General features: G+C 71.0%; 10 protein-coding genes. 7 read left to right on the top strand and 3 right to left on the bottom strand.

The window, feature by feature from the left end; all coding sequences use genetic code 11:
* Positions 1–14: 14 nt before the first annotated feature.
* Entirely contained in the window at positions 15–794 is a 780-nt protein-coding gene (locus IEY79_RS17735) for a (2Fe-2S)-binding protein (protein WP_189108463.1), read from the bottom strand.
* 236 nt (positions 795–1,030) lie between these two features.
* Here IEY79_RS17735 and IEY79_RS17730 point away from each other — a divergent pair, with 236 nt between their 5' ends.
* Positions 1,031–2,185, top strand: coding sequence for a DMT family transporter (locus IEY79_RS17730; RefSeq protein WP_189108462.1), 1,155 nt, complete (start codon positions 1,031–1,033; stop codon positions 2,183–2,185).
* Here IEY79_RS17730 and IEY79_RS17725 read toward each other — a convergent pair.
* Positions 2,066–3,352, bottom strand: a complete 1,287-nt coding sequence (locus IEY79_RS17725) for a peptidoglycan DD-metalloendopeptidase family protein (RefSeq protein WP_189108461.1) — start codon at positions 3,350–3,352, stop codon at positions 2,066–2,068. The two genes, IEY79_RS17730 and IEY79_RS17725, sit on opposite strands and share 120 nt — an antisense overlap.
* A gap of 233 nt (positions 3,353–3,585) precedes the next feature.
* Between IEY79_RS17725 and IEY79_RS17720 the strand changes: the two genes are divergently transcribed.
* Together IEY79_RS17720 and IEY79_RS17715 are read left to right on the top strand one after the other, a co-directional pair.
* Positions 3,586–6,342 carry a glycoside hydrolase family 3 C-terminal domain-containing protein gene (locus IEY79_RS17720; protein ID WP_189108460.1) on the top strand — a complete coding sequence of 919 codons (2,757 nt, stop codon included), beginning with the start codon at positions 3,586–3,588 and terminating at the stop codon, positions 6,340–6,342.
* Positions 6,343–6,358: 16 nt separating this feature from the next.
* Entirely contained in the window at positions 6,359–7,504 is a 1,146-nt protein-coding gene (locus IEY79_RS17715) for a LacI family DNA-binding transcriptional regulator (protein ID WP_189108459.1), read from the top strand.
* A gap of 66 nt (positions 7,505–7,570) precedes the next feature.
* Here IEY79_RS17715 and IEY79_RS17710 read toward each other — a convergent pair whose 3' ends face one another.
* The gene (locus IEY79_RS17710) at positions 7,571–8,926 is read right to left on the bottom strand and encodes an ROK family transcriptional regulator (RefSeq protein WP_189108458.1); all 1,356 of its coding nucleotides are present in this window, start codon (positions 8,924–8,926) and stop codon (positions 7,571–7,573) included.
* Positions 8,927–9,065: 139 nt separating this feature from the next.
* On the opposite strand from IEY79_RS17710, the gene IEY79_RS17705 reads away from it, so the two are divergent.
* The 4 genes from IEY79_RS17705 to IEY79_RS17690 all read left to right on the top strand — a co-directional run bounded on the left by IEY79_RS17705 (position 9,066) and on the right by IEY79_RS17690 (position 13,689).
* Positions 9,066–10,382, top strand: coding sequence for an extracellular solute-binding protein (locus tag IEY79_RS17705; RefSeq protein WP_189108457.1), 1,317 nt, complete (start codon positions 9,066–9,068; stop codon positions 10,380–10,382).
* Between the two features lie 10 nt (positions 10,383–10,392).
* Positions 10,393–11,403 carry a carbohydrate ABC transporter permease gene (locus IEY79_RS17700; RefSeq protein ID WP_189108456.1) on the top strand — a complete coding sequence of 337 codons (1,011 nt, stop codon included), beginning with the start codon at positions 10,393–10,395 and terminating at the stop codon, positions 11,401–11,403.
* Positions 11,393–12,271, top strand: coding sequence for a carbohydrate ABC transporter permease (locus IEY79_RS17695; protein WP_229700936.1), 879 nt, complete (start codon positions 11,393–11,395; stop codon positions 12,269–12,271). The genes IEY79_RS17700 and IEY79_RS17695 overlap by 11 nt, the downstream gene beginning before the upstream one ends.
* Before the next feature lie 62 nt (positions 12,272–12,333).
* The gene (locus IEY79_RS17690; RefSeq protein ID WP_189108455.1) at positions 12,334–13,689 is read left to right on the top strand and encodes a GH1 family beta-glucosidase; all 1,356 of its coding nucleotides are present in this window, start codon (positions 12,334–12,336) and stop codon (positions 13,687–13,689) included.
* Positions 13,690–13,719 lie beyond the last annotated feature (30 nt).

Raw genomic sequence — 13,719 nt, 5'->3', positions numbered from 1 at the left:
CACCCGGAAACCTCTCATGCGGAAGAGCGCTGCGGCGGCCGGTCGAAGACGCAGTCCCCGCAGAGGCCGCCGGACGGGCAACGGTAGTAGAGGCAGCAGCTGCGGCGGCGGAAGGAGCCGCCCCGAGACGCGCCGGTGGTTCGCAGGTCGGGGTGGGTGAAGAGCGCCGCGCCGATGGCGGCGGCCCGCTCGCCGACTTCGGGCCGTCCTTCCCGGACGCTCCAGCCACGGAGTTCACGCACGGCCCCGGCGAGGGCCGAGCCGGCGTTGCCCTTGAGCAGGCGTGGCGAGATACGGCCGTCGGCACGCAGGGCCGTCGCCAGCGGGACGAGGTGGCCGTACTGGACCACCTCGCGGACCGCCTCGGCGAGGGAGCCGGCTGTGCCGTCGGCCGCGGGGAAGGCGTGTGGCTCGGGCAGCCGGAGGTCGTCGGGCGAGGAGCGGAGAGGGGCCCAGTACAGCCGCGCCGGGTCGAGGTCCGGGACCTCGCCGTGCAGCGCGGCGGAGCCGAGTGCGACCGACCAGAGCCGGGCGGCGAGGCCGAGCTGCGCGACGGATGCGGCGACCCGGCGCTCGGGTGCGCCGAGCTTCCCGGCGACCGTGTCGACGCGCGCCGACAGGGGCGCGATGTCGCCCGCGTAGATCTGTGCGAACGGGATGTACGCGCCGTCGTGCGCGCCCTCTTCCGCGAGTCCTTCCGCCGGCTCTCCGACCGCCTCCGTCCGCAGGGCGAAGAACCCGCCCACGGACCCGACCTCCGCGAGATCCACCTGCCGCCCCCCGTTCTCGATCATCACCGACGCCTTCGAGCATCACCGACCGTCATTACCTGTCGTCACTTTCCGTAACGCCCGGCGGTCGCGGTGAGTGCCCGTTCCTGAGCGCCTCGTGCACCCCGCGACTCAACCCGAGGTCGGGGGCCACCGCCGGGGGAATGACTACGGCTCCACCGACGTACTACTACAGCAGTACGTCGGAATGCCGTCTTCAGGACGACGACTAATCGCACCTGGCGAGAGATCGTGGATATATGAGTGCACTCGCGCTGTCCGTGCTGCTGTCACTGGTCTCCGCGGTCGCCTATGCGGCCGGGGCGATCCTTCAGGAGCGCGTGGCGGCTGACACACCCGCGCGGCCCTACGCGCCGTTGCACCACGGCGTGTGGTGGGCCGCCGTGGCGTTGAACGGCGTCGGCGGACTGCTTCATGTCGTGGCGCTGGCGTACGGTCCGCTCAGCCTCGTACAGCCGCTCGGCGCCCTGACGATCGTCTTCGCGCTGCCGATGGCGGCCGTCTTCGTCCGCCGCAAGGCGGGGGCCACCGCCTGGCGCGGGGCGCTCCTGGCGACGCTCGGACTGGCCGGGCTGCTCGCGCTCACCGGCTCCGCCGGCTCGCACTCGCTGGGCTCCGGTGAGCGCATGGTCGTGGCCGGTGCCACCGTCGGCGTGGTGGCCCTGCTGTTCCTGGTCGCGCAGGCCGTGCACCGTCCGGCCGTCCGCAGTGTGCTGCTGGCCGCGTCGGCCGGTGTCGCCTTCGGTATCTCCTCGGTGTTCACCAAGACCGTCGCCGTCGACTGGACCGAGGGCACGTTCGGTGGTCAGGTGCCGAGCCTGCTGGTCATCGCGGGTCTGGCGGTGGCCGGACTGCTGCTCTCGCAGGCCTCCTACCGAGGCGCGGGGCTCGCCGCGCCGCTGGCGACGGTCACGGTCGTGAATCCGGTGGTCGCCGCCGCGGTCGGACTCACCCTCTTCGGTGAGGGTTTCCGGTACGGCCTGACCGGCGGCATGCTCGCCCTCGGCTTCGGTGTGGTGACCGCGGGCGGACTGGTCCTCCTGACCACGGAGCGGCTCGCCGCGCAGACGGCGGGCAGCGCCGTGAAGCCGGCTGTCGGTGCGAAGACGCCGGACGGCGTCCCCACACCGGACAACGGGCCGGCCGAACCCGCACCGGTCGAGCACCGGCACGCCTGGGCGCGCCCGGCCTGGCACTGGCACCCGGTCCAGCGCCAGGGGGCGCACAAGCCGGAACACAAGGCCGTGCGCCACATCCTGCGGCGGACCGTCCGGTCAGATGCGGACTCCGCCCGCTCTGAGGTAGGAGACGGGGTCGATGTCGGAGCCGTAACCGGGCCCCGTACGCATCTCGAAGTGGAGGTGCGGTCCGGTGCTGTTTCCGGTCGATCCTGACCGTGCGATGCGCTGGCCCGCGTTCACCTTCTGACCGTCACGCACGTTGAGCGCCGACAGGTGCGCGTACTGGCTGTACTTGCCGTCCCCGTGCCGGATGACGACCTGGTAGCCGTACGACCCCTCCCAGCCCGCCGACACGACCGTGCCGCCCGCCACGGCCTTCACCGACGTACCGGTGGGGACCGGGAAGTCGACGCCCGTGTGGTAACCGCTCGCCCAGGAACCGGCCTTGCGGTAGGGGGTTCCCGTACCCGCGCTGACCGGCGCGCTGAAGCCGGACGACTGCTTCGGCTTCTCGGCCGTCCTCGGCTTCGGAGCCTGCTGCTTGGCCTGCTGCTTGGGTTCTTCCTTCGGCTTCTCCGCCCGCGGCTCGGCCTTGGGCTTCTCGGCCTGCTTGGGCGGCTGCGCCTTCGCGGCGGGCTTCTTCGCCTCCTTGGGCGGGGCGGGCGCCTCGGCGGCAGGCCTGTCCTTCGCGGGGGCGGAGACGTGCAGGACGAGCTTCTGCCCGGGGAAGATCAGGTCGGGGTCGCTGCCGATGACCCTGCGGTTCTCCTCGTACAGCCGCTGCCAGCCGCCCCGCAGTTCCTCGGCGGCGGCGATCCCGGAGAGCGAGTCGCCTCCCGCCACCGTGTAGCCCTCGCGCTCGGTCGGCACGGACGTGGGCGACGCGGCCTTCTTCGGATCGCTCCTGGGGGCGCTCTTCGCCGAGTCGCCGGCCTTCCGCGCGGTGTCCTGGCCGCCCTTGCTGTCGCGGGCCTTGGCCGGTGACACGTCGGGGGCGTCGCCACCGCGCGTGAGGCCGGCCTTCACCGAGCAGTGGGGCCACGCCTGCGGTCCCTGGCCCTTGAGGACCTTCTCGGCGATGGCGATCTGCTGGTCCTTCGTGGCGAGGTCGGCACGCGCCGCGTACTGCCCGCCGCCGAACGCCTCCCACGTGGACTGGCTGAACTGAAGCCCGCCGTAGTAGCCGTTGCCGGTGTTGATCTGCCAGTTGTTCGTGGACTCGCAGGCCGCGACCTTCTCCCATGTGTCCACGGGGGCCGCACTGGCTGTGCCCGCGCCCATGAGTGGTAGGGCGATGCCCGCGCCGCCCGCCGTCACGGTGAGCGATGCGCGGTTGATGCGGCTCGGCTGGTATCTGCGGTGGCGACCGGTTGCGGCCATGGTCTCGGCTCCCCCACTGGCAGGTAAGGACGTCTGGGACACGTCGCAATCGGTCAACTTAGGGCAGTCGCATGTGCAATGACAAGGGCTCACTCGGGGAGCCCCGCACGGCACGCGTGCGCCCGCCGTGCGTCGTCGCAGCCCACGGGCCGGCATTGACAGCCGACGCACCGTCCGGCGAGTCTTGGGCAGGTCGGCGGGAGAGCGCTCTCCAACAGGATTGAAGGGGCAGTATGGCCGAGGACGAGACCGAGCGACTGCTGGAGAAACTCGACATCGGGCAGAAGGTGCGTCTGCTGACGGGTGCCAGCAACTGGCGTACGTACGACGAGCCGGCCGTCGGACTCCGTCCTGTGACGATGTCCGACGGACCGGCCGGCGTGCGCGGCGACGCCTGGGACGAGCGGCAGACCTCCCTCGTCCTGCCGTCGCCGACGGCTCTCGCGGCCTCCTGGGACGAGGAGTTGGTGCGCGAGCTCGGCGGGCTCCTGGCCTTCGAGGCACGCCGCAAGGGTGTCCAGGTGCTGCTCGCCCCCACCCTGAATCTGCACCGGTCGCCGCTGGGCGGGCGGCACTTCGAGTGCTTCTCCGAGGATCCGCTGCTGACCGCGCGTACGGGCGTCGCCTTCGTGACGGGCGTTCAGGAGGGCGGGGTGGCGGCCACGGCCAAGCACTTCGTGGCCAACGACGCGGAGACCGACCGGCTGCGCGTCGACGTACGGGTGGACGAACGGACCCTGCGCGAGGTCTATCTGGCCCCGTTCGAGGCGGCGGTGGACGCGGGTGTCTGGGTGGTGATGTCCGCGTACAACAAGGTCAACGGCGAGACGATGTCGGCGAGTCCGCTTCTGGACCGGCCGCTGAAGGGAGACCGCCCGGCGGGCGGGAACGGGAGGGCGCACGAGAACGGGCCGGCGGACGCGAACGGGGCGCTCCACGGCGGCGGCTGGGGCTTCGACGGGCTGATCGTCTCCGACTGGGGCGCGGTACGCACACTGCTCGACAGCGCCCGCTCGGGCCAGGACCTCGCCATGCCGGGCCCGGAGAGCCCCTGGGCGGCCGGACTGCTCGACGCCGTGCGGTCGGGCCTGATCGACGAGACGCGGATCGACGACAAGGTACGGCGGCTGCTCCGGCTCGCCCGTCGGGTGGGTGCGCTGGGGCGTGTGTCAGAAGTGGCGTCGTCCGCCCACGGGGTGGGGCTCACGGCGGCCGGTGCGTACGACCGCGAGGCGGAGGATCGCTCTCGTACCGGGCGTACTCGGGCGACTTCGACAACGCGGGGAGCCCGCGTGCCGGCCGCCGTGAGCCGGACGGGACTTCCCGAACACGCCCCAGGCGAACCGAGCCCCATCCCGGGGCTGTTGAGCCCGCCCGGGGAGCGAAGGGCACTGCTGCGGCGGGCCGTCGCCGCCGGCACGGTCCTGCTGCGCAACGAGGGCGGCCTGCTGCCGCTGGATCCGTCCCGGACGCGCCGCGTGGCCGTCATCGGCCCGCACGCCACGGCTGTCCGGATCCAAGGAGGCGGCAGCGCCGAGGTGTTCCCCTCGTCCGTCGTCACCCCGCTGGAGGGGATCGAGACGGCGCTGCGCGAAGCCGCCGGTGACTCGGACCGGGCGCCGGCGGCCGTGACGTACACGCCCGGCCTGCCGCCGCACACCCGGCCACGCCCTCTCGACCCCGCCTGGACGCGCGATCCGCGCGACGGCGAACCGGGCGTTCTCGTACGGCTGCTGGACGCCGAGGGGACCGAACTGCACGCCGAACACCGGCTGTCGGGCCGCATCGTCGAACCGGCCCGCGTCCCCGGCGCCGTCACCGTGGAGATCCGCGCGCTCGTCCGGCCGACGCAGACCGGCAGTTGGACGCTGGGGGTGGGCGGCTGGGGGCTCATCTCCCTGTCCGTGGACGGCCGGACGCTCATGACGGGTGAGTTCCCGCTCGACAGCGACGACCCGACCCGGGTGCATGTCTCCCCGCCCTACCGGTGTACGGAGGCCGAGTTGACCGAGGGCGTGGAGGCCGAGGTGGTCGCCCGGCGCCGGCTGGACCCCGGAACAGGCGTGGCGACGCTGCTGGCCGCCGCGCCTCCGCCGGGGAACGCGTCGACCGCTCTCGCGGCCGCCGTGGCCGCCGCGCGGGCCGCCGATGCGGCGGTGGTCGTGGTGGGCACGACCGAGGAGAGCGAGTCCGAGGGCCGCGACCGCGAGTCACTGGCGCTGCCCGACGGGCAGGACGCGCTCGTAGGGGCGGTGGCGCGGGCCAACCCGCGCACGGTGGTGCTGGTGAACTCGGGCGGCCCCGTCGAGCTGCCCTGGCACCGTGACGTACCCGCGCTGCTCCTCGCCTGGTTCCCCGGCCAGGAGGCCGGACACGGCCTGGCCGACGTGCTGTTCGGCGCCGCCGAGCCCGGCGGGCGGCTGCCGACGACCTGGGCGCTGGCCCAGGAGGACGTCCCGGTACTCGGCACCCGGCCGCGCGACGGACGTCTTCCTTATGAGGAGGGCATCCACATAGGCCACCGTGCGTGGCTGCGCGCCGAGGCCGAGCCCGCGTACTGGTTCGGCCACGGGCTGGGCTACACCACGTGGCAGTACGAGGAGTTGGAGGCGCCGGGCACCGTAGGGGGTTCCGGGGAGGCCGTCGACGTACGCGTACGGCTGCGCAACACCGGCCCGCGCGAGGGCCGTGAGGTCGTCCAGGTCTATCTGGCCCGGCCGGACACGGCGGTCGACCGTCCGGTGCGCGCGCTGGCGGGTTACGCGGCGGTGGAGGCCGGTCCCGGCAAGGAGGCCGTGGCGACCGTACGGCTCGGGGCGCGGGCCCTGTCGCACTGGTCGACGGAGCGTGGGCGCTGGGAGACGGAAGCCGGTGAATTCACGCTCCTGGCAGGGCCTTCGGTGGGAGAGCTGCCGCTGCACGCGACACTCACCGTGACGGCTACGGGGCCGCTCACGGCGGGTCCGTCGATGGAGAGCGCTCTCCGCTGATGCTATAAATGCGCTCATGACGGAGGATTCACGAGCGGCCGGCGCACCCACGCTGGAGGATGTCGCCAAGGCGGCCGGGGTCTCGCGTGCCACCGTCTCCCGCGTCATCAACGGTGTGCGCAACGTCGATCCGGTGATCCAGGCGGCCGTACGGGACGCGGTGGCCGTCACCGGATACACACCGAACCGCGCCGCCCGTTCGCTGGTCACCCGCAAGGCCGACTCGGTCGCCCTGGTCGTCTCGGGCGCCGGGGACGACCCGCCGCCGGTCGCCGCGACGGCGGGGCCCACGGCGTCCGCCGCCTCCGCCGCCTCGGGAAGCAGCGGGAGCAGCGGGGAAAGCGCCGGATTCGAGGGCGGTGCGGGCTCGTTCATGACCGAGGTCTTCGCCGACCCTTTTTTCGGCCGGGTCGTGACAGGCGTGGTCAACTTCCTGCGTCCGCGCGGGATTCACCCGGTTCTGATGTTCGCCGAGACCTCGCGCGCGCGGGACGAGGTGGTGTCGTACCTCCGCCAGGGCAGCGCCGACGGCGCGCTGGTCGTCTCGACACACGCGGAGGACCCGCTGCCCGCGCTCATCACGGACGCCGGCCTCCCCGCCGTGCTGTACGCGCGCCCCGCCCGTCCGGTCCGGATCAGCTACGTCGACCTCGCCCACCAGGACGGCGCCCGGCTGGCCGCCGAGCGTCTGCTGGCGCGCGGCTGCCGGCGGATCGCGACGATCGCGGGGCCGTTCGACGTACCGGCGGGACAGGACCGGCTGGCGGGCTTCCGGGACACGATGGCCCGGCACGGGCATCCGTACATCCCTGTCGCCGAGGGCGAGTTCACCGAGGAGAGCGGCGCCTCGGCCATGGAGCGGCTGCTCGCCGAACACCCGGATCTGGACGGGCTGTTCGCGGCGAACGACCTGATGGCCGTGGGCGCGTGCCAGGTGCTGCGCGAGCGCGGAATGCGGGTGCCGGACGATGTCGCGGTGATCGGCTTCGACGACAGCCGCGCGGCGGCGTCCTGCCGCCCGCCGCTGACGACGGTCCGTCAGCCGGTGGAGGACATGGCGGCGGAGATGGCGCGCCTCCTGCTGGACCGGCTGTCCCGCCCGGACCGCCCGGTGACATCGGTGATCTTCGAACCCACCCTGATCGTCCGCGCCTCGGCCTGACCGCCGGGGACTGTCCTCAGGCTCCGGAGGGGTGGACGGAACCGCCCACCGCCCCGGAGGGGCCCGTCAGGGATTCGTCTCCAGCGTCGTCGTCGGGGTGTGGCTCCACCGGGGCGCCGGCACCGACTTCCGTACGCTGCCCGGCCGAGAGGGCTCGTCACCGCCGACCGGCAGCGGCCTCGTCCCCCCGCGGGCCAGGAAGTCCGACAGCGGCAGCGTCGCCGCGCCGACCGTGACCGCGTCGGGGCCCAGCCGGCCCAGCTCGACCGTCGCCCGCGCCCCCGTGTGCCGCAGCGCGTACTCGCGTGCGTAGCGGCGGATGTCCGGCAGCAGGTGCGGTCCGATCTGGAGGCCGGCCCAGCCGCCGAGCAGCACCCGTTCGGGCAGGAACAGGTTGATCAGGTCGGCGACGGCCGCGCCGAGGCATTCCGCGGTCTCGTCGAGCAGTGACACCGCGACCTGGTCGGGAGCGGGGCCGCCGGGCGGTGGGAAGGCCGCGGCGAGCAGGGCCGCGAGGGCCGTCTCGTCGTCGGAGTCGGCGGGGAGCGGGCCGCCCGCCTCCTGCCAGCGTTCGCGCATCGCCTCGGCGCCCGCGTACGCCTCCAGACAGCCGATGGAGCCGCAGCGGCAGCGCCGTCCGCGCATGTGCACGGTGGTGTGGCCCCATTCGAGGGCGTTGCTCCGGTCGTTCCCGTCGAACGCGCCGTCTTCGCCACCGTGAATCACGCTCGCGCCGACACCGGAGCCGATGAGGGCGATCGCCGCCGTCCCCGCGCCCCGGCCGCCGCCGAACCACATCTCCGCCTGGCCAAGGGTCTTGGCGCCGTTGTCGATGAACAGCGGGACCTCGTCCGGTACGTCGACCGCCGTGCGCAGCAGTTTCTCGAAGGGCACGGCGGCCCAGCCCATGGTCTGTCCGTGCACGACCGCGCCCTCGGGGCCCTCGCGTTCGATGATGCCGGGGACGCCGATGCCGATGCCGAGGAGTTCGTGCGGGTCGGCCCCGGCGTCGCTCAGGACGTGGGCGACGCCGGTGCGGACGTGCGCGACGATGCGTTCGACGTCGTGGCCGTGCTGGGCCAGCAGCCTTTCGGTGCGGGCGAGTTCGGTCAGGGACAGGTCGAAGAGTTCGACGCGGACGCGGGTCTCCCCGATGTCGATGCCGATGAGGAGCGCTCCGCCGGGGGCGACCCGCAGCAGCGTGCGGGGTCTTCCGCCGTCGGAGTCGACCACTCCGGCTTCTTCCAGGAGGCGTTCGGCGGCGAGTTCGGTGACGACGTTGCTGATGGAACCTGAACTCAGACCTGTCGCGGGACCGAGCTCCTGACGGCTCAGGGGCCCGTCGAAATACAACCGTTGCAACACCCTCGCCCGGTTGCCCCGGCGCAGGTCACGCACTGTTCTTCTGTCCCGTTCCGCCATGGTGCTCCCTCCCAGGACGCAACATACCCTGGCCCCAGACCTTGACGCGACCTTCTCTCACCTCTTAAATCACGACATAAATTAAGCCGTGAGGCAGCGTTCGACTCTCGAACACAGCCACCCCGGAAAGGGGCCTCCCATGCGCGGAATCAGAGCCGCAGCAGTCGTCACCCTCGCCACCGCCCTCGCCGCCACCCTCACCGGGTGCGGCGGCGGTACCTCCACCGACGAGGGCGGCAGCAACGATTCACCGAAGACGCTCACCTACTGGGCGTCGAACCAGGGCCCGAACATCGAGGCCGACAAGAAGATCCTGACTCCCGAGCTGAAGAAGTTCGAGAAGGAGACGGGGATCAAGGTCAAGCTCGAAGTGGTGCCGTGGTCCGATCTGCTGACCCGGATCCTGGCCGCCACCACGTCCGGCCAGGGCCCTGACGTACTGAACATCGGCAACACCTGGTCCGCCTCGCTCCAGGCGACCGGCGCGCTGCTGCCCTGGGACGACAAGAACTTCGAGGCGATAGGCGGCCGGGACCGCTTCGTCGACTCGGCCGTCGCCTCCGCCGGCGCGGAAGGCCAGCCTCCGGCGGCCGTGCCGCTGTACTCGCTCGCGTACGCGCTCTACTACAACAAGCAGATGTTCGCGGACGCCGGTATCGACGGACCGCCCGCCACCTGGGACGAGCTGGTCGCCGACGGCAAGAAGCTGTCCAAGGACGGCAAGTGGGCGCTCGGCGCCGAGGGCGGCAACCTGTCGAACAACATCCACCAGGTGTTCGCGCTCGGCCAGCAGCACGGCGACAACTTCTTCGACGAGTCCGGCAAGCCGACGTTCACCACCGACGGCAATGTGGCCGCCGTGAAGCAGTACGTGGACTTCATGGCCAAGGACAAGATCATCGCCCCGGGCAACGCGGAGTACGCCCAGAACCAGTCGCTGACCGACTTCGCCAAGGGCAAGACGGCGATGGTGCTGTGGCAGGCCGCCGCCTCGACGTTCGCCTCGCAGGGCATGAAGCCCGAGGACTGGGGCGCCGCGCCCGTACCCGTGCCGTCCGGTGCCCCTGGCGCCGGCGCCCAGGTGAACTCGATGGTCGCCGGCATCAACATCGCCGTCTTCAAGAACACCAAGAACATCGAAGGCGCCAAGAAGTTCGTCAAGTTCATGACGAGCGACGGCGAGCAGAAGCTCCTCAACAAGACCTACGGTTCCATTCCGCCCGTCGCGGCGGCCCAGTCCGACCCGGCGTTCGCCGCGCCCGATCTGAAGGTCCTGCGCGACACCCTCGCGAACAGCGCGGCGCCGCTCCCCCAGGTGCCCGAGGAGTCGCAGTTCGAGACCGCCGTCGGCACGGCCGTCAAGGACCTGTGGGCGGACGCCGCCTCAGGGACCCCGGTGACCACCGAGTCCGTCAAGAAGCGGCTGGACAAGGCCCAGCAGCAGATGCAGCAGTGAGGCACCGCCCATGACGTCCACCGTGACTCCCCCCGTACGCAAGTCGGGCAGCGGTGCGGACCAGGGCGACGGGGGTGCGCGGCGGAGACGACTGCCGCGCATCCCCGACCGGATCCGCCAGGGCGGGCTGCCCTACCTTCTGCTGCTCCCGGCCGTCCTGCTCGAACTGCTCGTGCACATCGTCCCGATGGTCATCGGGATCGTGATGAGCTTCCGCGAACTGACCCAGCTCTACATCAACAACTGGGGCAACGCGCCGTGGCGGGCGTTCGACAACTACAAGATCGCCGTCGATTTCGACGCCCCCCTCGGCGAGGCGCTGCTCCACTCGTTCTACGTCACCTGTCTTTTCACGGTCATCACGGTCGGCCTGTCCTGGCTGTTCGGCATGGCCGCCGCGGTGATGCTCCAGGAGAACTTCCGCGGCCGGGGACTGCTGCGGGCCGTCTTCCTCACGCCGTACGCCCTGCCGGTGTACGCCGCGGTCATCACCTGGGCGTTCATGTTCCAGCGCGACAACGGCATGATCAACCACGTCCTGCACGACCAACTGGGTCTGACCGACGAGCCGTCCTTCTGGCTGATCGGTGACAACAGCTTCATCGCGCTCGTCGTCGTGGCGGTCTGGAAGTCCTGGCCGTTCGCCTTCCTCATGCTGATGGCGGGGCTCCAGAACATCCCGCGCGAGCTGTACGAAGCCGCGTCCATCGACGGCGCGGGCATCTGGCAGCAGATCCGCAAGATCACGCTGCCTTCGCTGCGCCCGGTCAACCAGGTGCTGGTGCTGGTGCTGTTCCTGTGGACGTTCAACGACTTCAACACGCCGTACGTCCTGTTCGGCGAGTCGGCGCCCGAGGCGGCCGACCTCATCTCGATCCATATCTACCAGTCGTCGTTCGTCACCTGGAACTTCGGCACGGGCTCCGCGATGTCCGTCCTGCTGCTGCTCTTCCTGCTGCTGGTCACGGCGGTCTATCTGGTGGCCACCTCGCGCGGAAGGAAGGGTTCCGGTGCCGAATAAGGCCCTGGCCGGCAAGGCCAGATCTCCCCTCGCTCCTCCGGCGTCCTTCCGCTGGACGCGCCGGATCATCCTGGCGTTCCTCACCACCTTCGCCCTGCTGCCCGTCTATGTGATGGTCAGCAGCTCGCTGAAGCCGCTGGAGGACGTCACGGACACGTTCCAGTGGATCCCGTCCGAGATCACCATCCGCCCGTACTTCGACATCTGGGACACCGTCCCGCTCGCGCACTACTTCATGAACTCGCTCCTGGTGGCGGGTGCGGCGACCGTGCTGTCGGTGACGATCGCGGTGTTCTCCGCGTACGCCGTGAGCCGCTACCGCTTCAGGGGCAAACGCGTCTTCACCGTCACGGTGCTCTCCACGCAGATGTTCCCGGGCATCCTCTTCCTGCTCCCGCTGTTCCTGATCTTCGTCAACATCGGCAACAGCACGGGCGTCGCCCTCTACGGCTCGCGCGGCGGGCTCATCCTCACCTATCTGACCTTCTCGCTGCCCTTCTCCATCTGGATGCTGATCGGATACTTCGACTCCATCCCGAGGGATCTGGACGAGGCGGCGAAGGTGGACGGCTGCGGCCCGTTCGGCGCGCTGTTCCGCGTGGTCGTGCCTGCGGCGATCCCGGGGATCGTGGCGGTGGCGGTCTACGCGTTCATGACGGCCTGGGGAGAAGTCCTCTTCGCATCCGTGATGACGAACGACGAGACCCGCACGCTCGCCGTCGGTCTCCAGGGCTACGCCACCCAGAACGACGTGTACTGGAACCAGATCATGGCGGCCTCGCTCGTCGTCAGCGTGCCGGTCGTCGTCGGCTTCCTGCTCCTCCAGCGCTATCTCGTCGCGGGGCTGACGGCGGGAGCGGTGAAGTGACCGAACGTCAAATGACCACTCGTCAGCCGTCTTCCCAGGCGCCCTCTCCGGAAAGGCAGTCAGTGAACGAACTCAACGCCCTCCCCCACGATTTCGTCTGGGGCGTCGCCACCGCCGCCTACCAGATCGAGGGCGCCGTCGCCGAGGACGGCCGCTCCCCCTCGATCTGGGACACCTTCTCCCACACCCCCGGCGCCGTCGACAACGGCGACACCGGGGACATCGCCTGCGACCACTACCACCGGGTCCCCGAGGACATCGGGCTGATGAAGCGCCTCGGCGTCGGCTCGTACCGCTTCTCGCTGGCCTGGCCGCGTGTCGTCCCCGGTGGCGACGGGCCGGTGAACGAGGCCGGGATCGGCTTCTACGACCGGCTGGTGGACAGCCTGCTGGAGGCGGGCATCACCCCGTTCGCCACCCTGTACCACTGGGATCTCCCGCAGACGCTCCAGGACCGCGGCGGCTGGCCGGCCCGTGAGACGGCGGAGCACTTCGCCGCCTACGCCTCCGTCGTCGCCGAGCGCCTGGGCGACCGCGTGAAGGACTGGGCGACGCTCAACGAGCCGCTCTGCTCGGCCTGGATCGGGCATCTGGAAGGGCGGATGGCGCCGGGGCTGACGGATCTCAAGGCCGCCGTGCACGCCTCGTACCATCTGCATCTCGGTCATGGACTCGCCGTCCAGGCGATCCGCGCGGCCTCGTCCGACGCCCGGATCGGCATCGTCAACAATCTCAGCCCGATCGAGCCGGCCACCGACCGCGAGGCGGACCGGGCGGCGGCCGTACGGGCCGACGGCCATATCAACCGGTGGTGGCTCGACCCCGTCCACGGGCGCGGCTACCCGCAGGACATGCTCGACCTGTACGGGGTGGAGCTGCCCGAGCGCCCCGGCGACCTGGAGTCCATCGCCGCGCCGCTGGACTGGCTGGGGCTGAACTACTACTTCCGCCAGGTCGTCGCCGACGACCCGTCCGGGCCCGCGCCGTACGCCAAGCAGGTCTATCTGCCCGGCGTACGCCACACGGCCATGGACTGGGAGGTGCACGCGGACGGCCTGGAGGAGCTGCTGCTCAGGCTGACCAGGGAGTACGGCGCACAGCGTCTGTACGTCACCGAGAACGGCTCGGCCTACCCGGACGTCCTGCTGGACGACGGCACGGTCGACGACCCGGAGCGCACCCGCTATCTGGAGGAGCATCTGGAGGCGTGCGCGCGCGCCGTACGCAAGGGGGTGCCGCTCGCCGGGTACTTCGCCTGGTCGCTGCTGGACAACTTCGAGTGGGCCTACGGCTACGACAAGCGGTTCGGCCTCGTCCATGTCGACTACGCGTCGCAGCGACGGACGATCAAGTCGAGCGGGTACCGGTACGCCGAGATCATCCGGCAGTCGAACGCCCGGAGCCACAAGGCGGCTTGAGCACACCGTCGCGGGCAGCGGTCAAGACCG

Source organism: Streptomyces camponoticapitis, assembly GCF_014646115.1.
GTDB lineage: Bacteria > Actinomycetota > Actinomycetes > Streptomycetales > Streptomycetaceae > Streptomyces > Streptomyces camponoticapitis.
Note: the sequence above shows the minus strand (reverse complement) of the source record. Positions and strands in the feature narration are given on the sequence as shown.

Coding starts and splice junctions, on each gene's coding strand:
- IEY79_RS17705 (WP_189108457.1), top strand. CDS start 9,066: ATGCGCGGAATCAGAGCCGCAGCAGTCGTCACCCTCGCCACCGCCCTC.
- IEY79_RS17715 (WP_189108459.1), top strand. CDS start 6,359: ATGACGGAGGATTCACGAGCGGCCGGCGCACCCACGCTGGAGGATGTC.
- IEY79_RS17700 (WP_189108456.1), top strand. CDS start 10,393: ATGACGTCCACCGTGACTCCCCCCGTACGCAAGTCGGGCAGCGGTGCG.
- IEY79_RS17720 (WP_189108460.1), top strand. CDS start 3,586: ATGGCCGAGGACGAGACCGAGCGACTGCTGGAGAAACTCGACATCGGG.
- IEY79_RS17710 (WP_189108458.1), bottom strand. CDS start 8,926: ATGGCGGAACGGGACAGAAGAACAGTGCGTGACCTGCGCCGGGGCAAC.
- IEY79_RS17725 (WP_189108461.1), bottom strand. CDS start 3,352: ATGGCCGCAACCGGTCGCCACCGCAGATACCAGCCGAGCCGCATCAAC.
- IEY79_RS17735 (WP_189108463.1), bottom strand. CDS start 794: ATGATCGAGAACGGGGGGCGGCAGGTGGATCTCGCGGAGGTCGGGTCC.
- IEY79_RS17730 (WP_189108462.1), top strand. CDS start 1,031: ATGAGTGCACTCGCGCTGTCCGTGCTGCTGTCACTGGTCTCCGCGGTC.